The following is a 20,923-nucleotide window of genomic DNA, read 5'->3' as shown; positions in this document are numbered from 1 at the left end:
CTCACTGGTGCGCGGCGTCGGGGCCGGCGGCGAACGCGCCGTGGTCGGCCGGGTCGGACATGGAGACGAGGACCTTGCGGTCCCCGGTGAAGGGCTCGCGGCCGTGGCAGACCCGCAGGTTGTCGACGAGCATGATGTCGTTGCGGCGCCACGGGAAGCGCACGGTGTGCGCCGCGTAGGCGGCGCGGATGTCGTCCAGGTACGCGTCGGGGATGACACCGCCGTCGCCGAAGTACGCGTGCCGCGGCAGGTCCTCCTCTGGGAGCGCCTCCAGGAGCGCGGCGCGGATGGCGGGCTCCAGGTTGCTCACGTGGAAGAGGTGGACCTGGTTGAACCAGACGCGGCGGTCCGCGCCGCGCAGGTGCAGGGTGGCGGGCAGCACCTCCCGGGTCATCAGCCGGTCGCCGTCCTTCCACTCGCAGGCCAGCCGGTGGTCCGCGCAGTACGCCTCCACCTCGGCGCGGTCCTCGGTCTGGAAGGCCTCCTGCCAGGTCAGTTCGAGACCGGCGCCGAAGTTCCGCGCGTACGTGATGCCGCGCCGGACGAACTCCTCGCGCACGGCCGGGTCGATCGCGTCGAAGACGGCGGCGTTGTCGGCGATCGGGGTGGCCCCGCCGGTCTCGGCGACGGTCACCGAGTGGAACATGATGCGCTGCGGCCAGGCGTACTGGAAGGCGTTCTCGCTGTGCAGCGCGATGGAGTGGGTGGCGGGGTACTCGGTGGAGGTGTAGATCCCCTTCTTCTCCAGGGTGCGCCGGGTGGAGCGCTGGGTGTACTCCAGGGAGCCGCTGCCCACGGCGGCGGCGAACGACTGGAATCCGGTGTCGGGGTCCACCGCGAACCCGCGGAAGAGGAGCGCTCCGTGCTCGGCCAGGAGGCTGTCCACGCGGGCCCGGTTGTCGGCGGCCCACTGGCCGGCCGGGAGCCGGGGCACGGCGGCCTCGATGACCAGCGGCGGCGCGCCGGCGTCGGCGAGCGGGTGGACGCGCACCGGCTCGGCCGGCTGGGTGCCGGTCATGGCCCCGGGGCCGAAGCTGCGGAAGTCGGGTGTGCTGCTCATCTGCCATCCTTGCTGGGCGATCGGGTGGGGGTCGGCGCGTCGTCGGCGAGCAACGGACGCAGGAGCGCGGCCAGTCGCTCCGCTCCGGGGCCGCGGAGCATGCCCTCGTGGTCTCCCTCGACGCGCGTGACGCGCAGGGGTCCGTCGACGAAGGGCGCCCAGAGCGCGGGGACGTCGTCCACGTACGCGTTGTCCTCGGCGGCGGCGTAGAGGACCGGGCCCCGGTACGGGTCGCCGGTCTCCATGGGGTGCTCGGCGCAGAGTGCGAGGTTGCTCCGCAGGGCGCGCAGGTGCCGCGTCAGCAGGCGGGCGTCGGCGTCGCCGGTGGACGGCGCGTGGCCGCCGGAGCCGGCGAGCTTCCGCAGGGCCAGTCCGACCTGCTGCTCGTCGGTGAGGCCGGCCAGTTCGGCGTCGGTGAAGTCGGCCCTGCCGCCGAAGAGGCTGCGCAGCACCAGCGCGGGGCTGACGCGGATCTCGCCGAGGATCCGGGGCAGGTACGTGTCCACCAGCACCAGGGCGACCTCGTGGCCGCGTGCCTGGAGCCTGCGGGCGGTCTCCCAGGCGATGACGCCGCCGAGGGAGTGCCCGAGGAGCCGGTACGGCCCGGTGGGCTGCGCCTGGAGGATCGCGGCGCCGTAGTGGTCGGCCATCTCGGCGAGGCTGCCGAACGGCTGCTCCCCCGGGCCGTGGCCGGGGCAGCGGATGCCGACGAACGGCTGGTCCGCCCCGAGCGCGGCCGAGAGGGGCTGGTAGCAGAGCACGTCTCCCGCGCCGGGGTGGACTGCGAAGAGCGGGGGCCGGTCCGCCCCGCCTGCGGCGTCGCGCACCCGGACCAGGACGGATGTGCCGCCGGTGTCGCGGGGCCGCGTGTCGAGGCGCGCGGCCAGGGCCGCGGGGGTCTGATGGGCGAACAGTTCGGCCAGCGGCAGGTCGACGCCGAGGGCGGACCGGATCCTGCCGACGAGGCGGGCGGCGAGCATCGAATGGCCGCCCAGGTCGAAGAAGTTGGCGTCCGGCGACACCGGGCCGACGGCCAGGACCTCCGCGAAGAGGGCCGTCAGGAGGCGTTCGCCGGCCGTGCGCGGTTCCCTGTCCGGGGCGCCTCCGGTGGCCTCCTCCGGAGCCGGCAGGCGCCGGTGGTCGATCTTGCCATTGGAGGTCAGCGGCATCGCGTCCACGAAGACGTAGCGTGCGGGCAGCATGTAGACCGGGAGCCGCTCCTCGAGGACCTTGCGCAGGGGTGCGGCCTCGCGCGGCGCGCCGGGCGCGGGCACGATCCAGGCGACGAGATGCCGGGTCTCGCTCGTCTCGCCGACGGCGAGGACGACCCGTTCGGCCACCTCCGGGCAGGCCGACAGGGCCGTCTCGATCTCGCCCAGCTCCATCCGGTAGCCGCGGATCTTGACCTGGTGGTCCAGCCGGCCCGCGTACTCCAGGCCCCCGTCCGGCAGTAGCCGGGCGAGGTCTCCGGAGCGGTAGATCCGGCTGTCCGGTCCCGCCCCGGAGTCCAGGGTGTCGGGCACGAAGCGCTGTGCCGTCAGCTCGGGCTTGTGGAGGTAGCCGCGGGCCACGCCGAGTCCGCCGACCCAGAGTTCGCCGGTGGCGCCGGGCGGCAGCAGCCGGCCGGCCGGGTCGACGACCCAGATCTTCAGGTCGGGCAGCGGGCGGCCGATGACGCTGCGGCCCGCCTCGATGTCGGCCTCGGTCACCTCGTGGTACGTCACGTGGACCGTGGTCTCGGTGATGCCGTACATGTTCACGAGCCGCGGGGCGTCCGGGCCGTGGCGCTCCACCCAGGGGCGCAGGGCCGCGAAGTCCAGCGCCTCACCGCCGAACACGACGTGGCGCAGCGCCAGTTCGACGGGTGCCGGGCGGGTGGCCTCCTCCCGGACGATCTGGGTGAAGGCGGAGGGGGTCTGGTTGAGGAAGGTCACCCGCTCGGCGACCAGCAGGCCGAGGAAGGCCGCAGGGTCGCGGGCCACCATGGACGGCACGACGACGAGCCGCCCGCCGTGCAGCAGAGCGCCCCAGATCTCCCAGACGGAGAAGTCGAAGGCGTACGAGTGGAAGAGCGTCCAGACGTCGTCGGGGCCGAAGCCGAACCACTCCTCGGTGGAGCCGAAGAGCCGGACGACGTTCCCGTGCGTCACCTCCACGCCCTTGGGCGTGCCGGTGGTGCCGGAGGTGTAGATGATGTACGCGGTGTCGTCGGCGGAGACGTCCGGCAGGACGGCCGCCGGGCCGGTCCCCTCGAGTTCGGCGACGGTGCGCACCGGGGCCGTGGCGGTGGCGAACCGGTCGCGGAGGGCGTCCTCGGTGAGGATCAGGGCCGGTGCGGCGTCCTCGGTGATCAGCGCCATGCGGGCGTCGGGGAACAGCGGGTCCAGCGGCACGTAGGCGGCGCCGGAGCGCAGGACGGCCAGCAGGGCGACGACGAGGTCGATGCCGCGCTCCATGCAGATCGCGACCCTTCGGGGGCCACCGGCCGCGTCGAGCGCGGGGCAGAGCGCGCCGGCGAGGGCGTCCACCCGGGCGGAGAGCGCGCCGTACTTCAGCGACTCGCCCTGGTGGGTGACGGCCACGGCGTCCGGCCGGCGGGCGGCCTGCGCCGCGATAAGTCCGGACAGCGAGGCGGTGGGCACGCTGGTCACGGCGTCGCCGTTGACGCCGGTGAGCCACAGCTCGCGCTCGTCGGGCAGGACGAGTTCGAGCCGCTCCCAGGCGTCCGCGCCGCGCAGGCACAGCTGCTCCATCAGGAACCCGAGGCGTTCGGCCGGTCGGTGCACGACGTGGCCGGCCGGTTCGTCCGGTGCGGCGACGCCCGGTTCCAGGCGGAGCCCGCCGCCGATCAGCGGCCTGGCCGTCAGCAGCGGGGCATCGGGCAGGCCGGCGACGGCGGTCCGTACACCAGGGGCGGCGGCGGGTCCGGCGACGTACCGGAGCAGCGGCGGGGCGACCGGGACGGCGCCGGAGGCGATGCCGTCGAGCGTCGCGGTCACTTCGCCGGTGTACGGGGCGGGTTCGCCGGTGCAGAGGGCGTTCAGGTAGTGCAGGCCGGTTCGCAGCAGTACGTCGGCGTCCGTGCCGCAGGCGGCTGCCCGCTCCTGCACGGCGCGCCACAGCTCCGGGGAGAGCACGGCCGGGTCGGCCGCCGGGGCGGGCGTTGCTCCGTGACCGCTGAACTCCGCGTATCGGTCCATGAGTTCGCGCCCGAGGCCGTCCGCGGCCTGCTCGTCCCAGACGGCTGTGCCACCGGTGAGCAGCGCGTGGACGGCGCCGTCCACCGAGCGGCCGAGGTCGATCCGGAGGGCGTACGCGCCTTCCTCGGACCCCGTTCCGGCGCAGGCCGCTTCGGCGACCAGACGGGCCGGGTCCGAGGCGTGCGCGCGCAGTTCGGCGAACGCGGGGGCGTCGGGCTCGGCTCGCTCCGCCTCGGTCCACGTGCAGAGCACCGTCTCGTTCAGACAGCCGATCCGGTGGGCCCGGGTGCGCAGTTCGGGGCGGGCGGCGGCCACCGCGTGCACGGATCGCCGCCAGGCGGCGGGGTCCCACGGGCCGTTGAGCTCGACGAGCAGGGCGCGGGAGCCCGCGGCGTCCGGCACGACGGCCAGGTCGGCGGGCGGCTCCGGGTGGCCGAGCGCCCGGGTGAGGGCGGCGCGGGACACCGGGGGCAGGGTGTCGAGGGGGCTGTCGGGCGTGGTCACGGCCTCGTGCAGCAGGGTGAGATAGCGCGCGGCGAGCCGCTCGACGGTCTCGTGGTCGAACAGGTCGGTGCTGTACTCGACGCTGCCCCAGAGCCCGTCCCCGTCGCCGTCCTCGCCGAACTCGAAGGACAGCTCGAACTTGCTGGTCCCGATCGGCACCTCGCGCCTGCGCAGGGGCAGCGAACCGGGCTCCGTGGCGGCCTGCTTGGGGGTGTTCTGCATGGCGAAGAGCACCTGGAACACCGGCGGCCGGCTGAGGGTGCGCGGCACCTGGAGCGCCTCGGTCAGAAGGTCGAAGGGCACGTCCTGATGCGCGTACGCGTGGAGTGCCTCGTCGCGAACCTGGTCGACCAGTTCGCCGAGGCGCATGCCGGGCTCGATCCGGGCGGCCAACGGCAGCACGTTGACGAAGAAGCCGATGAGGGGCGCGACGGCCGGGTCCTCGCGTCCGGCCACCGGCATGCCGACGACGACCCGGCGTCGGCCGGACTGCCGGGCCAGCACGTACTGGAGCAGACCGGCCATGATCATGGCCAGGCTCGCGCCGCGGCGGCTCGCGTACCGCTGGAGGGCGTCGCGCAGTTCGCGCGGAACGGACATCTCGACGACGCCGCCGTTCCCCGACAGCCGCTCGGGGCGCGGCCGGTCGAGCGGCAGCTCCAGCGGCTCGGGCAGCGGGGCGAGCCGGTCGCGCCAGGCGTCGGCCCGGCGGCGCAGGGCGGCGCTGCGGCCGGCCTCCCGCCGGCTCGCCGCGTGGTCGGCGTAACGGCACGGGAGGGCGGGCAGGTCCGGCTCGCGGCCGGCGGTGAACGCCACGTAGGCGGTGCCCAGTTCACGTTCCAGGACGGCCATCGACCAGCCGTCGGAGACGCTGTGGTGCATCGAGGTCAGGAGGATGTGCCGGCTCGCGCCGAGCCGCAGCAGCAGGACGCGGAAGAGCGGCCCGCGGCCGAGGTCGAACGGCTCGCGGGCGGCATCGGCCAGGGCCGTGCGGGCGGCCTCCTCGCGCGACTCCGGCGCCACACCGGTCAGGTCGCGCAGCGGGAGGTCGAGGCGTGCCGGGGCGGTGACGGCCACGTGCGCCTCGCCGTCGCGCACGGTGAAGTGCGAGCGCAGCGGCTCGTGCCGGTGCTGCAGGTGCTCCAGCGAGCAGCGCAGCGCCTCGGTGTCGAGGGCGCCGTCGATCTCGTACGCGACCGGCATGTTGTACGTGAGCGAGCCCGGGTCCATCTGGTCGAGCAGCCACAGCCGTCGTTGGGCGTACGACGCCGGGTGCGGGCCGTCCTGGGCCGCCCCGGCGGCGGGCGCCGGGCGCGTGGGCTCCGCCGGTCCGGTGCCGGCCGCGCGGCGCTGCGCGGCGAGCGCCTTCAGCCGGTCGATGGAGACGCCGCCCGCGACGCGGCTGAGCCGCGCGGCGGCCCGGGGGTCCGTCGGGTTGATCTCGCTCATGAAAGACCTGCACCTGCCGCGGTCAGTACGTCGGTGTCGCTCGTGGCCGGCCCGATGGCGTGCCAGCGTTCGAGCATGAACAGGGTCCACAGCGCGTAGCTGTGCTCCGGGCGGAACTCGGTCACGAAGCGCCGCAGCGCGTCGGGCCGGAAGTAGCCGCGGGTCAGGGACGCGTCCGAGAGCAGGGTGGTCTCGATGAGCGGGCGCAGGTGTCGGCCCAGCCACTCCTCCAGCGGCACCGCGAGCTCCTGCTTGCGGCGGCCGACGATCCCGGCGGGCAGGTAGCGCCGCGCCACGTGCTTGAGGATCGCCTTCTCGTCGCCGCCGACCAGCTTCAGCGAGGGGCTGAGCGAGGTCACGTACTCGACGAGGCGGTGGTCCAGGAACGGGCTGCGCGGCTCCACGGAGTGGGCCATCGCCATCCGGTCGATCTTCACCAACTGGGCGTCGGGCAGCCAGAAGCCGCAGTCCAGCTGCATGACCCGGTCGAGTTCGTGGGCGTTCGCGTCGGTGTCCGCGAACCGGGCGCGCAGCGGGTTCGCCGCGCCGCCGGCAGCCGCCACGCGGTCGCGGAACTCCGGGGTGTAGAGCTGCCCCTTGAGCCCGTCGCGCAGGCCGTCGACGAGGACGGCACGGTAGCGGTCGGCGATGTCGCCGGCGCCGCCGGCTAGCAGGTCGGCGTCGACGCGGTGGGCGTCGGCCGGGGCGACGGCGGGCAGTCCGGCGAAGACCCGGTAGCGGCCGTAGCCGCAGAAGATCTCGTCCGAGCCGTCGCCGGTGAGGGTGACGGTGACGTGCTCCCGGGCGAGCTTGTACATGTAGTACGCGGCGATCGCCGAGGGGAAGGCGTACGGCTCGCCGGTGTGCCGGATGATCCGGTCGACGGCGTCGAGCGCGTCCTGGACGCCGATGCGGTAGTTGTGGTGCTCGGTGCCGCAGTGTTCGGCGACGGTCCTGGCGTGCGCGGACTCGTCGAAGGCCTGCTGCTCGAAGCCGACGGAGAAGGTGTGCAGCGGGGTGCGGGTCTCCCGGGCGGCGAGGGCGACGACCAGGCTGGAGTCGAGGCCGCCGCTGAGCATCGCGCCGAGCGGGACCTCTGCGCCCAGCCGGTCCGCGACCGCGGTGCGCAGCAGCGTGTCGACGCGGTCCGCGGCCTCCTCCCACGGGGGCGTCTCGGCCGGGGTGAAGTCGTAGCGCCAGTAGCGCCGTTCCTCGGCGGGCCGGCCGTCCTCGAAGGACAGCACGGTCGCCGGGGGGACCTTGCGGACGTGCCGGTACACGGTGTGCGGGGCGGGGACGACCCGGTGGCTCAGGTACAGGTCGACCGCGACCGGGTCGACCTCGGTGTCGAGGTCCGGGCAGGCGGTCAGGGCCGGCAGCTCGGAGGCGAAGACCACGCTGCCGTCCGGCCGCCGGCTGTGGAACAGCGGCTTCTTGCCCGCCCGGTCCGTGATCAGCAGCAGGCGGCGGACGCGCGTGTCGTACAGCGCGATGGCGAACATGCCGTGCAGCTCGCCGACGAAGTCGGGGCCCAGGGCCTCGTAGAGCGCGGGGATGACATGGGCGTCGCTCGCGCCGCCCACGGGGTGCCCCAGCCGCTCCAGGCGACGGCGCAGCTCGGCGTGGTTGTAGATCTCGCCGTTGAACACGCAGACGACCGAGCGGTCGGCGTTGAACACCGGCTGTCCGTCGTCGTGGATGCCCACGACGCGGAGCCGGCACATGCCGAGCGCGGCGCCGTCGCCGGTGTGCAGGCCGGTCTCGTCCGGGCCGCGGTGGGCCATCCGGGCGCAGGCGTCGGCGACGAAGGAGGTGCCCCCGACCGCGCCGGGGCCCGTGATGCCGGCGATTCCGCACATGGTCAGGCCCCCTGGACGTGATAGAGCCGCTTGGCGCGGGTGGGCGTCAGCTCCTCGGGCCGTACGGCGCGGACGCCGACCGGCGGGACGAGGCCGGACGCGACCATCTGGGCGACGTCCGGGGCGGCCGTCATCAGGCGGTCGCGCAGGGCGTCGGCGCGCTCGGCGGGCAGCTCGGGCAGGGCCAGCCGGATCTCCAGCAGGCCGTCGTCGACGACCTCGAACGGGACGCCGGGGAACTCCTCGGTCACGGCGGCGCACAGGTCGTGGCTGCTGATCCGCTCGCCGTGCTTGGTCTCGCCCTGGGCGCGCCCGTCGATCCGGTCGAAGGCGAACACCTCGCGGCCCCGCCAGGTGATCGTGCGCAGACCGCTGATCTCGTCGTTGGTGGCGAAGCGCAGGGCCGGGAAGTAGCGCCGGGTGAAGGAGGTGAGCAGCAGCAGTCCGGAGCGTCCGGCGTCCGGGTCCGCGGGCTGTTCGGCCCCCTCGGGGGTCAGGACCTCGGGGTGGATGTGGTCGTGGAAGTGGTAGAGCCCGGTCTCGGCGCAGAAGTATCCGATGGCGCCGATCTCGATGCTGCCGAAGACGTCCAGGACGTCCTCGAAGCCGATGCCGAGGCGCTCCGCGACGCGGCGGCGCCAGGGCGCGGGGGCCACGTCGCCGACGACCATGACCTTGCGGGGCCGGATGTCGAGTTCCTGGTCGGCCCGGAGCAGGCTGTCGAGGATCATCGGCATGGTGAACAGCACATCGGGCTGGGCCTCGTTGAGCGCCTTGACGTGCTCCTCGACGGGCGCGGTGAAGTCGATGTCGCGTGCGTCGAACCCGAGGGAGAGGAAGATCCGGCGGGCCAGCGCCGCCGCGTGCCCGGTGCCGAGGTCGGCGACCGCCACGGCTCCGGGTACGCACGGGGCGAGGAAGTCGGCGAAGAGCGTGGCCCGTTGGGCGGCGTACGCGTCGTCGTCGCCGGGGCCGTACAGGATCCGCTTGCGGCGGCCGGTGGCGGTGCCCGAGGTCAGGTAGCCGTCGGCGTCCGGGAACTGCTCGTGCGGTTCCGTGTAGTAGTGCTCGGTGAGCAACTCGGCGTTGATGACGGGGAGTTCGTGCAGTGGGCTGTCGTCCGAGAGGCCGCGGTCCGCGAGGAGCTTGGCGTACCAGGGGAAGTTGGCGGCGTGCATGCGGACCAGGCCGGCGACGCGCCGCGCCCGGTCGCCGGTCGGGGCGCCGGCGGTTGCGTTCGTCATATCTTCTGGTTCTCCTGCTCCCAGCGCTCGGTCTCGCCGAAGAAGCCGGGGATCTCGACGGCCTCCTCGCTGCGGAGCGCCTCCTGGTACACGTGCATGCCGACGGCGAGGTCGAGCACCCCGAGTCCGAACGGGGAGAAGATCCGCGGCTTGTCCGCGGTGAGCGTCACGTCGCCCCGGAGGAGCTCGGCGAGGGTGCCGTCGATGAAGTCGCGGTGGCCGTACTTCTGTTCGGCCAGGTGCGGGGAGGTGTTGGCGGTGAGGCAGTGGTCGATGTCGTCGACGAGGTTGTGGGACTCCGCGACGAGCTCGGGGCCGAGGTCGCGCAGGGAGATGTTCAGGACGTTCTGCCCGGCGGCGAAGGCGTCCGGGGCGGTCACGTACGGCTCGGCGGCGGTGGTCGCGAAGACGACGAGCTCGGCACCCTCGACGCAGGCCTCCAGGGACGGCGCGAGCGTGGCCTCGGCGCCCAGCGTGCCGATGTACCCGGTCAGCCGCTCGCCGTACTCGGCGATCCGGTCGAAGACCCGGTACTCGCCGACCTCCCAGCCGGCCGCGAACAGGAAGTCGACGATGTTCCGGGAGATCACCCCGGCACCGATCACGGCGACCCGGCCGGCGCTCGCGCCGCCCTGCAGGGCCGTGGCGGCGACGGCCGCCGAGGCGGCCGTGCGGGCGGCGCTGATCTGCGAGGCCTCCAGGCAGGCGAAGGGGTAGCCGGTCGCCATGTCGTTGAGCAGCAGCGCGGCCGACGCGCGCGGCACGTTGCGGGCGACGTTGTCGGGGAAGCTGCTGATCCACTTGATCCCCGCGACCTCCTGCTCGCCACCGAGGTAGGCGGGCAGCGCGATGATGCGCGCGTTCGGCCGCTGCGGGAAGCGCAGGAAGTAGCTGTTGGGGTTGATGGTCTCGCCGTCGTGGTGCCGCAGATAGGTGCGGCGTACCTGCTCGATGATGTCCGCGCGGGACGCGGAGACGATGCGGCGGGCTGCCGCACCGCTGATGACATGGAATGGGAACATCAGTGACCCGTCTCCCCGGAAATTGCCATGAATGCCTCGGTGAGGTCCGCATCGGACCCGAACGTCGAGGCCACCCAACTGTCGTTGTAAATCGTCTGTACGTAGCGGTCGCCGAGGTCCGGCGAAATCGCCACGATCCGGGACCCCTCAGGAATGTCCGGAGCCATCCGGGAGAGTGCGGACATCACGGATCCCGTCGATCCACCGACCATCAGTCCGCGCCTTCTGGCGAGTTCCCGGCAGGTTCTGACCGCTTCTTCCTCGGCGACCATCACGATCTCGTCCACCGCGTCGGGCCGGCATATCTCCGGAACCCTGCTGGTGCCGAGCCCCGGAATGTAACGGGGTCCGGGGGAATGCCCGAAAGTGACCGATCCCTGCGAGTCGACCGCGATGATCCTGGTCTGCGGGGAATGGCGGCGGAAATGCGTGGCGCAACCCATCATGGTCCCGGTCGTTCCGGCCCCGACGAAGAGGTAGTCCACCCGCCCGATCTCCCGGAGAATGGCGGAGGCGGTGCGCACCGCGTGCGTGCGCACATTCGCCGGATTCGCGTACTGGTTCAGCCAGACGAGACCGGGATCGCGCTGCAGCCGCTGCCGGATGTAGTCGATGCGGGTACCGAGGTATCCGCCGTTGGCGTCCCGCCGGTCCACCTCGACGACATCGACCCCGAGCGCCCGCATGAGGCGCACGCTGTGCCGTGAGGCGTTGGGGTCGGTGACGCAGGTGAAGGAGAGTCCCTTGCCCACGGACACCAGGGCCAGTGCCACGCCCAGGCTTCCGGAGGACGACTCGATGATGCGTCCGCCGGCGGTGAGGAGCCCGGATCGTTCGGCGTCCTCCACCATCCCGACGGCGGTCTTCAGCTTGATGGATCCGGCCGGGTTGAGGCCTTCCAGTTTGAGGAACACCTCGCCGCCGGGGACCATCCCGTCCAGCCGTAGAAAGATGTCATCGGTGACAATGTCGTACACATGGTCCAGAATCACGGCCCGCCCCCGGGTAGCATCATCGAAACAAGCGAGGCGCTGTCGCCTTCTCCCTTCCGCGTCGGTGACAGGCACAGCGGAAGCCGCGCACGGCCGTCCCGTCGTGAACAGGGGACTGAGCAGGCGCGGACGTCGGGCCTCCGGTTCAGATCGCTGCAGGCGGCAGCAGGTGAACCCACTCCTCGACGGCCGAGATCACGATAGGTCGCCGAGTGCGGCACTCGGTCATCGCGGCCGGAAGTTTCCGTGCGACGGTATGCGGATCCCGGAATGAATCCGCGTCACGGAACAGTGCCCGGCCGGTCATTGCCCGGCCTCAGCCCGTGCGCCATGCTCCAGCCGCAGCAGCGAAACTCCGGATGAACGCGCTGTGGACGTGGAGAGGTAGTGAGACAATGACTGGACCGGTCAGGCCGTCCCTTACCGGGTCATCGCGCGCGATGACGAAGGCGCGGAAACCGGTCACGCCCGGTCCGGCCGGCGGAGTTCTGGTCACCCGCGTCGGAATGCGCCTTCCGCAGGTCCTTCCTTTCAGCCGCTGGGAACAGGCCGGGCGCAGACTCGCCGGCATCGCCGATTCGACGGCCTGGTGCCTGGGCGACTGGCTGATCTACGGCCAGAGCATGTACGCGGACCGCTATCAGCGGGCGGTCGAGGCGGCCGGTCTCGACTACCAGACCCTGCGCAACTACGCGTGGGTGGCGCGGCGTTTCGACCTGGACCGGCGGCGCGAGGAGCTGAGCTTCCAGCACCACGCCGAGGTCGCCGCGCTGCCCCCCGAGACGCAGGACCGCTGGCTCGACCATGCGCAGAGCCGGGCGTGGTCCCGCAATCAGCTGCGGACCGCGGTACGGGCCGAGCGGCAGGCGGCACTGGGGGCGGGGAACGACGTCGCGGAGACGGTGCTGCTCCCCCGGGTGAGCGTCGAGGTGTCGCTGGTGGCCCGCTGGCGGGAGGCGGCGGAGGAGGCGGGGTGCAGCCTCAACGACTGGATCGTCGGCACCCTGGACCGCTGCGCGGTGCAACTCCTGGCGGAACGGCCGGACGAACGGCAGACTGTCGCCTAGGGGGTGTCTTCCGGATCATGCCGGATCAGGGAGCGGCGTCCGGTGCGTGCGATCGCAAGGCGGAGGAGGGAGCCAACGCGGAGCGTTGGCGACTGACGACAACGCGGCGAGCGTGCGCGCCAGGCGTCGCGAGCCCGGCATGATCCGGAAGACACCCCCTGGACCGCCCGGCTCCGACCAGCCGGGACAGCCCCGCGGCCCGCCCGGCCGCGCCCCGCCGTACACGTCCCTTGTCGTCCCCACCGACCTGGAGATCTGCGCACGTATGAAGGTGGTGAGCCGCGCCCTGCGCGTGCTGCACGAGCTGGCACAGAAGGAATGCGGCGCCACGCTCAGCGAGTTGGCGCACGAGGCGGAGATTCCGGTCAGCAGCATGCACCGGATCCTCCAGGCACTCCAGGCGGAGGGCCTGGTGAGCCGGTCGCAGCGGAATCACCGTTATTTCCTCGGCCCGGCGGCCCAGCCGCTCGCGAACGAGGCCACCCGCCGCCCGCTGTCCCCACCTCCGCCGGAGGCCACCGAACTGGCCCGGGCGAGCGGTGAACGGGTGCTGCTCTCGGAGCTGTTCGACGACCGGGTGATCTGCACGGCGGTCGCGGTGCCGGAACGGCACGAGGACCTGAACCTGTTCGCGCAGGCCGGCCAGCCGATGCCGCTGCACGCCTCGGCGTCGGCCCGGATCCTGCTGGCGTTCCGGCCGACCGCCGAGGTGCGGGGCTGGCTGCAGCACCGGCCGCTGACCCGGTTCACCGCGACCACCCCGCGGACGGTGGACGAGGTCGTGGAACGGCTGGAGCGGACCCGGACGCTCGGGTACGACGAGTCCCCCGGCGAACTCCAGCCGGGGATCTGGGCCGTGGGCGTCCCGCTGCGCACGTCGACCGGCCGGGTCTGCGCGGGCCTGACGATCGCGGCGCGGGCCGAGCACGCGGCCACGCCCGAGCGGCGGACGGAGCTGCTGGAGCTGGTCCGTGGCAGTGCCCGGGAGATCTCCGCCGGACTGGGCTACGACGGGTAGGCGCCCTGGCGGCCCGTCACGGACGGACCGGGCCGCGGCGTCCGGGACGCCTTCGGCGGCTGCTCCGCCTCGCGGGCCGTGACCGTGCCGGACCGCGGCGGCGGGCCGCCGTAGCCGAGCTCGACGGCGACGGCGTGGGCCGTGAGGATCGCCTCGGCCTTGATGCGGTTCGCCCTGCGGCGCGGGAGCCGGGACCGCTGGGTCAGCACGGCCAGGCCGGCGATCACCCGCCCGGCGCCGTTGCGCACCGGCGCCGCGATCTCCCAGGACTCCGGGCCCCACTCCTCGTGGGCGATCTCGAAGCCCCGGCGGCGCACCACCGCCAGCTGCTGGACCAGGTCCTGGACGCTGTCGAAGGCCACCGTGCGGTCCGGTCCCGGGTCCTGGTCCGCGAGCAGCCGCCCCACCTCGACGTCCTCCAGGTCGAGCAGCAGCGCCCGGGCCGCGGCGGCGGTACGGAAGGGCACGACGCCCTGCGGTCCCGCGTACGGTCCGGACCAGTGCTCCGGGCCGCTGCCGAAGACCACGACGGCCCTGCGGGCTCGCATCTCGACGAGTACGGTCCGTTCGCCGAACCGTTCCGCCAGCTCGGTCACGGCACGGACGGCCCCGGTGGACGCCAGGACCGCCGGACGCAGGGCGCCGAGCCCCACGTCCAGTGCGGCGGGCCCCAGATAACAGCGCGCCCCGCCCATCTGCCGGGTGACGAACCCCTGGTGCTGGAGTTCACCCAGCAGCCGGTGCAAAGTGGTCGGCGGCAACTGCACCCGCTCGCCCAGCTGGCGCGGCGTCAGCCCCTCCGGAGAAGCCGCGAGGGCTTTGATGACGAGATGCGCGCGCGCCATGATCTGCATGTACTCCCCCAACATCGGCGAGGGCACGCCGGTCACGCGTACCCACCCCTTCGCCGTGCCGCTGGTGTGCGGATGGGCGGAGCTTACAACCCAAGGATCGGCGCGCTGTCCCCGGATCGGAGCCCTGCGGGTGAAACTCCTCTGCCTGCCCCACGCGGGCGGCTCGGCCGCCGTCTACGCACGCTGGACCCGCCTGTTCGGGCCGGGGGTCCGGGTCGTGCCGGTCGAGTACCCGGGCCATGGCCGGCGGCTGCGGGAGCCCCTGCACATCTCCGCCGCCACCCTGGTCGACCGGCTCGTCGAGGAACTCCGGCCGCTGCTGCGGGAGGGGCCGTTCGCGGTGTTCGGCCACAGCATGGGCGGTCTGCTCGCCTTCCGGTTCACGCACGAGCTGGTACGCCGCGGACTGCCGCTGCCCGCCCGGTTGTTCCTGTCCGCGGCGCGCCCGCCGGGTCACCCGGCCACGGCCGCGCTGCACACGCTCGACGACGCCGGACTGGTCGCCGCGCTCGCGGAGCTGGGCGGCGCGCCGCCCGAGGTGCTCGCCGATCCGGAGTTCGTTCGCACGCTGCTGCCGGTGGTCCGGGCGGACCTGCTGCTCGCCGAGACGTGGGCGTTCCGTCCGCCGGCTCCGCTCGACGTGCCCGTGTCGGTGCTGAGCGGGCTCGCGGACCCGCTGGCGCCGCCGGGGGTCACGGCGGGCTGGCGTCCCCACTTCGCCGGGGCGTTCGCGCGCCGGGCGTATCCGGGCGGTCACTTCTTCCCGTTCGACGCGGCGAGCGGAGTGCCGGCCGACCTCCGGCAGGCCCTCGGTGGGGCGGCTCAGGGGACGTTCAGCACAGGCCGAACGGGGGCTTGAGGAAGTCCGGCCGGCTCCCGTCGGCCTCCTGCGGGTGGTGCGACGCGGCGAGGGGGGTGAACACGTCGCGCGGGACGGGGCAGTCCCAGGGCAGGCCGAGCACCTCGCCGGCGGCCAGCCGGCCGATCTCGTCCGATCCCCGGGCGCCGTGGCCGTTGCCGCCGATGGCGACGGTGAGGGTCTCGTCCTCGTCGGGGTGTCCGATGTACGGGTACTTGGACGGGGTCTTCTCGATGATGCAGGCGGCGGAGCGCACCGACTCGGCCTTCAGACCGGGGACGAGCAGGTCCGCCATGGTCGTCAGGAACGCCTCCTGGGCGGGGGTGATCTGCTGGTCGCGGTACCAGGCGACCATGGCGTCGACCGAGCAGAGCTCCTGGACGATGGGCTGCATGCCCGGCCCGATCCGCATGTACCAGCGGCCGTCCGGGTAGCGGATGGGCGGCAGCAGGTAGAGCGACATGTTGTCGTCGCCGGTGTCCTCGGGGTCGACGGTCACCACGGTCGGCAGCCGGCGCAGGCTGTCGAGCCGGTCGGGGGCCACCTCGAAGAGCAGGTTGGGCTCGGTGAACGCGCGCAGGGCCAGCTGCGTCCCGCCGGGCAGGACGCCGTTGTGGTTCGAGAAGGCACCGGTGGCGATCAGGACGCGCTCGGCGACGATCTCCCTGGTCCCGTCGTCACCCTCGGCGCGCAGCCGCCACAGCCCGGCGGCGGCGTCCTTGCGGATCGAGGTGACCGCGGCTCGCAGCAGCCCCGCTCCGGAGCGCCGGGCCAGCTCCAGCTGGGCGCTGACCAGGCGGCGCGGGTTGAGATAGCCGGCCTGCTCCCGCTCCAGGAGCCCCTCCACGCCGCCCACCATGGGCAGGCGGCCCAGGTCCGGGAACTCGGCGCACAGTTCGTCCTCGGTGCGGCGCTCCACCGCGATGCCCTCGGCGGCGCACTGCCGCAGGATCCCGTCCGTCCGGTGGCCGATCGACCGGGCCATCAGGACGAGGGAGCCGCATTCGTGGAAGAAGTCGACGCCGGACTCGGTCTCGATCTCCCGGAACCGCTCCTGGGAGCGGGAGTCGAGGGTTCCCCAGACCTCGTCCCAGCCGAGGCGCCGGGTGATCCGCGCCTCGTCGAAGTGGGCGCCGAAGGCGTGGCGGCTCGCGCTCGCGCCGTCCTCGGGCTCCGCCGGGCCGATCACGAGGACGCGGGCGCCGGACCTGCTCAGATGCCTCGCGGCAGCGGAGCCGAACATTCCGGCACCGACGACCGCGACCTCGACGATCTCCGACATGACCCTCCGAGCTATTGGGAGCCGGCCGGCCGGAGCAACTGACTCCGCGTCACCGACGTTGCTGGACAAGGGAGTTGCACATCTCCCGAAAGATGAAGGGGCACGCTAGCAGCCGAGCCGCGAACCGCCTCGGCCCGAGCGTACGACCGGTGCCGCGGTTGTCCCGCCGGCGGGACGAACGGCGGGCGAAGTCCTGGTCAGCGGCCTGCCGGGGCATGCCCGGCCACCTCGTCGGCACTCCCGCGCGGATCGGCGTCGCCCCTACACTCGGCGCCATGGTGCGCGACGACGACAAGCCGAAGGAAGCATGTGGAGTCTTTGGGCTGTGGGCCCCGGGAAGTCCGGTGTCCCACACGATCTATCTCGGACTCTTCGCGCTTCAGCACAGAGGGCAGGAGTCCGCGGGCATAGCCGTCAGCGACGGCTCGAAGATCTGGGTCGACAAGGGCATGGGCCTGGTCCCGACGATCTTCGACGACCACCGGCTGCAGGCGCTGCAGGGACGCGCCGGCATCGGACACACCCGCTACGCCACGACCGGCTCCAGCAGCTGGGCCAACGCCCAGCCCGTGTACGGCAACGCCGCGGAGCTGCACTTCGCGCTCGCGCACAACGGCAACCTCGTCAACACCGAGGACCTGGCGCGTGAACTCGGCCTCGGTGCCGATGAGTTCGGCAGCGACAGCGATGTGGCCGCGGCTCTGCTGGCCCGCGAGCTGGAGGGCGACCGGACCGCCGACGAGCACGCCCTGGTGTCCGCCTTCGCCCGTGTCCTGCCGCGCCTGAGCGGCGCGTTCTCCCTGGTCCTGCTCGCCGACGACTGCCTCGTCGGGGTCCGCGACCCGCGCGGTTTCCGCCCGCTCTTCCTCGGCAGGCTGGACGGCGGCTGGGTGCTGGCCTCCGAGACGCCCGCGCTCGACGTGGTCGGTGCCGAGGTGGTGCGCGAGGTCGAGCCGGGCGAGATGGTCGTCATCGACGCCGACGGCGTGCGCTCCCTGCGGCCGTCCTGGCCCGAGACGCCCGAACCGCGGCTGTGTTCCTTCGAGTACGTGTACTTCGCCCGCCCGGACGGATACCTGCGCGGCCAGAACGTGCACCGGGCGCGGCAGCGGATGGGCGAGGAGCTGGCCCGGCAGGCGCCGGCCGACGCCGACGTCGTCGTGCCGATTCCGGAGTCGAGCATTCCGGGCGCGCAGGGCTACGCCCACGAGTCCGGCATCCCGTACGTGGACGGGTTCATCAAGAACCGCTACATCGGCCGCACCTTCATCGCGCCCACGCAAGAACTGCGCCGCAACGCGGTGCGGATCAAGCTCAACCCGATCCGGGACAACGTCGCCGGCAAGCGCGTCGTCGTCATCGAGGACTCCATCGTCCGCGCCACCACACTGCGCGAGACGATGCGCATGCTGCGTCAGGCGGACGTCGCCGAGATCCACCTGCGGGTCCTCTCCCCGCCGTACCGCTGGCCGTGCTTCTACGGGATGGCCACCACCGACCGCTCGCAGCTGATCGCGGCGGAGCTGGAGGTGGACCAGATCCGGGAGTACCTCGGCGCGGACTCGCTCGCCTATCTGGAGAGCGACGCGATGCTCCGGGCGATCGACCCGCAGAATCCTTCCGGCCTGTGCACCGCGTGCCTGACCGGCGACTACCCGACGCCCGTGCCGTCCGTGCCGTCCTGACGGCGGACCCGCCCGACGGGGCGGACGCACCACCTCGCGGAACCGATCACCAGGAAAGGCGCCTCCAGCATGGCCGACCCCACCGTCCGCCCCCCGGCGAGCGGAGCCCAGTCCTTCGTCGTCGTGAAACCCGATGCCGAGGCGGCGGGGCTGACCGGCGCCGTCTCCGACTACTGGCGCGCCTTCGGGTACCGCGTCGAGGACCACGGCACCCGGACGCTGACCCGGCAGGACGTGTTCCGGCTGGGCACCCTGTCCTCCCGCCGGGCCGCTCCGGTGAAGCACGAGTTCAACGCCCAGTACCTCACCTCCGGTCCGGTGCGGACGCTGATGATCGAGGGGCCCGACGCGATCCGGGCGGGGGTCTCGCTGAAGACCACCTTCCGGCAGAACATCGACGCCTCCGAGCTGTTCAGCCTCATGCACACACCGGCCGACGACGAGGAGTACACGCGCCAGATCGCGGTGCTCCGCGACGAACCGGCCGGCCCGGAGGAGGAGCACCGGGAGCTGACCGAGGACGAGGTCGCGTCCCGCTGCCTGCTCGACCGGGAGACCCTGAGCGCGTTGGTCGCCGAGGAGCTGCGCGTGCTGCCCGCCCGGCGGGCGGCGGGCGAGGCCGGGGTGGTCCCGGCGGAGCTGGACGCGGCCCCGTTCGACCAGTACTTCGGCATCGTGATCTGGGACGACACGAAGCACTCGGTGGACGACTTCGCGGCGATCGTGCGCGAGGAGCTGCCGGAGCTGCGGGCCGACTGGGCGGCGCGGGCAGCGCTGCGGATCAAGGCCCTGCTGCCCGCTCCGGTGGCGGTGCGCAGGGCGGCCGACGCCGGACGGACCTGGCAGGAGCTGACCAACCGGCACGAGCTGCGGGCCTCGCTGGTCCGGGTGTCCGAGGAGGAGACGGCCGCGCTGCGCGCCGTGCGCGTGGAGGGAAGCGGCCGATGACCGAGCACGAGACGCAGACGACGTTCGTCATGCTCAAGCCCGACGCCGTCGAGCGCGGCATCGAGGCCGAGGTCCTGGAGATGTTCGCCCGCTTCGGCCTCCGCCCGGAGGGCCGCGTGGAGCGTCGGCTCACGGTGTCCGACGTGGCGGCGCTCGACCACGAGGACGGACGCCACCGCAATCCGGTGCAGTTCGCGGTGAACTGCGACTACCTGACCCGCAGCCCGGTCGTCGGCTGGCGGATGACGGGTCCCGGCGCACTCGGTGTCGCGCTGACCGTCAAGGCCCTGGTCCGCCAGCGTTACGGCGACAGCGACCTGGCGAACCTCATGCACGCGGCCGAGGACGCCTGGGAGGCCGACTCCCAGATCAAGATGTTCGCGCAGGGTCCCGCCCCCGTCTCCGCCCCGTACGCGGACACCGACCCGGCCGTGCACCGGATGGCCGCCGAGGTCCTGGCGTCGCCCGACGTCCCGCCCGTGGCGGGCGGCGTCACCGGCGACGAGGGCTTCGGGGTGATTCTGCACGACGACGGCTGCCAGTACCTGGACGACGTCATCAAGGGCCTGCAGGGCGGGCTTCCGGGCCTCCCCTTCGAGCGCGCCGCCGCGATGGCGATCGCCGTCAAGGTCCGTCGCGACCTGGAGGTGTTCACCGGCACCGCCGCCGAGGCGGCCACGGCGCTGCTCGACCTGGACGGCCAGGGCCTGCCGGTGCTGCTGCGCGAACCACGCGGCGGCGCGGCCGCGGCGGCCTCTCAGACGGCGCGCGGCACCGTGCCGTAGACCTCCCCCGACGACCGGCGCAGACCCGCGTCGGCGAAGTCCCGCACCCGCCCGGCGAAGCCCTGCCGCTCCGCCGGGCTCATGCCGTTCAGGTAGTCCTCGAGCGTCGCCAGCGCCACCAGGCCGGCGAACGGCAGCGCCCGGTCGTAGTCCGCGCGGCACTCCTGGGCCGGGTACACCAACTCGCAGTGCTCGGTGAGCGTCGTGCGGTAGATCCCGAGCAGGTCGTCCTGCCACGCCCGCCGCGCCTCCGGGGCGAGCGACGAGAGCAGGAACAGCGCCACGTCGGTCAGCGGGTTCCCCCACATCGCGAACTGCCAGTCGATCAGCAGGGCCCGCTGCCGCTCCGGCGCCGCGCCCGCAGGGGTGAACAGCACGTTCGCGGCCCAGCAGTCGCCGTGGCACAGGGACACGATCGCGCCGGTGGTGTGCGAGCCGCCGAGCGTCCGCGCCACGTCCAGCTCCCGGAGCGCCCGCAGTGTCCCGGCGGACGGCCCGTCCGGCGCGAAGTCGGCCGCAAGCCGGGGCAGTTCGTCGAGGCCCATTCGCACCGCCGCGACGAGCGCGTCCGACCGGGCCGAGTAGAGCCACGGGTACGGGGGTGCGAGCGGATCGGCACCGCGCCGCGCCGACGCGGCGTGGAACAGCGCCAGGCACCGTACGGCGGCGGCCGCGGCGCTCCGGCCGAGCCCGGTGGCCATGGTGCGGGCGAAGCCGGCCGGCGGGCCGACGTCCTCCAGGGCGAGCGCGCCGAGGCCGTCCGGGCCCAGCGCCGACCAGTGGCAGTCCGGCGACACCTTCGGGGCGGCCGGTCCGCGCGCCGCCAGATACCGGTAGAGCTCCACCTCGCGCCGGCCGATGTCGGTGAGCAGGTTCCCCCACTCACTGCGGTCGTCGGGCGGCCCCTTCAGGACGAACGACCTTTCCCCGCAACGGACTTGGTGGACGCTGCCCATCATGCCGTCCGAGTGGGAGATCGACCGGACGTCGATCGTCTCGTGCCCGGTGAGCCGCCACCCAAGGTGGCGGCGGATCCACGCGTGGTCCACCTCCGCCGCGGCGGGGACAAGGCTCCCGTCCTCCGGTCGCACGCGC

Annotated in this window: 15 protein-coding genes; 6 read left to right on the top strand and 9 right to left on the bottom strand. The window is 73.1% G+C overall.

What is annotated here, in order from left to right:
• Position 1 precedes the first annotated feature (1 nt).
• Genes R2D22_RS33315 through sbnA form a run of 6 tightly spaced genes read right to left on the bottom strand, consistent with a single transcriptional unit; the run spans position 2 to position 11,330 of the window.
• A complete protein-coding gene (locus R2D22_RS33315; protein ID WP_318108852.1) occupies positions 2–1,060 on the bottom strand; it encodes a TauD/TfdA family dioxygenase in 1,059 nt (352 codons plus the stop codon).
• Positions 1,057–6,213, bottom strand: coding sequence for a non-ribosomal peptide synthetase (locus tag R2D22_RS33310; RefSeq protein WP_318108851.1), 5,157 nt, complete (start codon positions 6,211–6,213; stop codon positions 1,057–1,059). The genes R2D22_RS33315 and R2D22_RS33310 overlap by 4 nt, the downstream gene beginning before the upstream one ends.
• A complete protein-coding gene (asnB, locus tag R2D22_RS33305) occupies positions 6,210–8,072 on the bottom strand; it encodes an asparagine synthase (glutamine-hydrolyzing) (protein ID WP_318108849.1) in 1,863 nt (620 codons plus the stop codon). The genes R2D22_RS33310 and asnB overlap by 4 nt, the downstream gene beginning before the upstream one ends.
• A gap of 2 nt (positions 8,073–8,074) precedes the next feature.
• A complete protein-coding gene (locus R2D22_RS33300; protein WP_318108847.1) occupies positions 8,075–9,316 on the bottom strand; it encodes a phenylacetate--CoA ligase family protein in 1,242 nt (413 codons plus the stop codon).
• The gene (sbnB, locus tag R2D22_RS33295) at positions 9,313–10,338 is read right to left on the bottom strand and encodes a 2,3-diaminopropionate biosynthesis protein SbnB (RefSeq protein ID WP_318108846.1); all 1,026 of its coding nucleotides are present in this window, start codon (positions 10,336–10,338) and stop codon (positions 9,313–9,315) included. The genes R2D22_RS33300 and sbnB overlap by 4 nt, the downstream gene beginning before the upstream one ends.
• Positions 10,338–11,330, bottom strand: coding sequence for a 2,3-diaminopropionate biosynthesis protein SbnA (sbnA, locus tag R2D22_RS33290; RefSeq protein WP_318108845.1), 993 nt, complete (start codon positions 11,328–11,330; stop codon positions 10,338–10,340). The genes sbnB and sbnA overlap by 1 nt, the downstream gene beginning before the upstream one ends.
• A 506-nt stretch (positions 11,331–11,836) precedes the next feature.
• Here sbnA and R2D22_RS33285 point away from each other — a divergent pair.
• Together R2D22_RS33285 and R2D22_RS33280 are read left to right on the top strand one after the other, a co-directional pair.
• Positions 11,837–12,397, top strand: coding sequence for an LmbU family transcriptional regulator (locus R2D22_RS33285; protein WP_318108843.1), 561 nt, complete (start codon positions 11,837–11,839; stop codon positions 12,395–12,397).
• A gap of 85 nt (positions 12,398–12,482) precedes the next feature.
• Positions 12,483–13,415 (top strand): IclR family transcriptional regulator, encoded by a 933-nt coding sequence (locus tag R2D22_RS33280; protein ID WP_318108842.1) that lies wholly within the window; start codon positions 12,483–12,485, stop codon positions 13,413–13,415.
• On the opposite strand, the gene R2D22_RS33275 is transcribed toward R2D22_RS33280, so the two are convergent.
• Positions 13,403–14,305, bottom strand: a complete 903-nt coding sequence (locus R2D22_RS33275; RefSeq protein ID WP_318108840.1) for an IclR family transcriptional regulator — start codon at positions 14,303–14,305, stop codon at positions 13,403–13,405. The two genes, R2D22_RS33280 and R2D22_RS33275, sit on opposite strands and share 13 nt — an antisense overlap.
• Before the next feature lie 94 nt (positions 14,306–14,399).
• Here R2D22_RS33275 and R2D22_RS33270 point away from each other — a divergent pair, with 94 nt between their 5' ends.
• Positions 14,400–15,128 carry a thioesterase II family protein gene (locus R2D22_RS33270; RefSeq protein ID WP_318108839.1) on the top strand — a complete coding sequence of 243 codons (729 nt, stop codon included), beginning with the start codon at positions 14,400–14,402 and terminating at the stop codon, positions 15,126–15,128.
• Here the strand turns inward: R2D22_RS33270 and R2D22_RS33265 are convergent.
• Entirely contained in the window at positions 15,103–16,410 is a 1,308-nt protein-coding gene (locus R2D22_RS33265) for an NAD(P)/FAD-dependent oxidoreductase (RefSeq protein WP_318108838.1), read from the bottom strand. The two genes, R2D22_RS33270 and R2D22_RS33265, sit on opposite strands and share 26 nt — an antisense overlap.
• A 92-nt stretch (positions 16,411–16,502) precedes the next feature.
• Here R2D22_RS33265 and purF point away from each other — a divergent pair, with 92 nt between their 5' ends.
• The 3 genes from purF to R2D22_RS33250 all read left to right on the top strand — a co-directional run bounded on the left by purF (position 16,503) and on the right by R2D22_RS33250 (position 19,828).
• Positions 16,503–18,095, top strand: coding sequence for an amidophosphoribosyltransferase (gene purF, locus R2D22_RS33260; RefSeq protein WP_318108836.1), 1,593 nt, complete (start codon positions 16,503–16,505; stop codon positions 18,093–18,095).
• Between the two features lie 69 nt (positions 18,096–18,164).
• Positions 18,165–19,043 (top strand): nucleoside-diphosphate kinase, encoded by an 879-nt coding sequence (locus R2D22_RS33255; protein WP_318108835.1) that lies wholly within the window; start codon positions 18,165–18,167, stop codon positions 19,041–19,043.
• Complete coding sequence (locus R2D22_RS33250) at positions 19,040–19,828, top strand: nucleoside-diphosphate kinase (RefSeq protein WP_318108833.1); 789 nt, start codon at positions 19,040–19,042, stop codon at positions 19,826–19,828. Before R2D22_RS33255 ends, R2D22_RS33250 begins: the two co-directional genes overlap by 4 nt.
• Here R2D22_RS33250 and R2D22_RS33245 read toward each other — a convergent pair.
• Positions 19,801–20,919 carry an oxidoreductase family protein gene (locus R2D22_RS33245; protein ID WP_318108831.1) on the bottom strand — a complete coding sequence of 373 codons (1,119 nt, stop codon included), beginning with the start codon at positions 20,917–20,919 and terminating at the stop codon, positions 19,801–19,803. The genes R2D22_RS33250 and R2D22_RS33245 overlap by 28 nt on opposite strands.
• Positions 20,920–20,923 lie beyond the last annotated feature (4 nt).

Origin of the sequence: Streptomyces sp. HUAS YS2, assembly GCF_033343995.1 — a bacterium.
Taxonomy (GTDB): Bacteria; Actinomycetota; Actinomycetes; order Streptomycetales; family Streptomycetaceae; genus Streptomyces; species Streptomyces solicathayae.
This window is presented reverse-complemented; position numbering and strand designations above follow the sequence as displayed.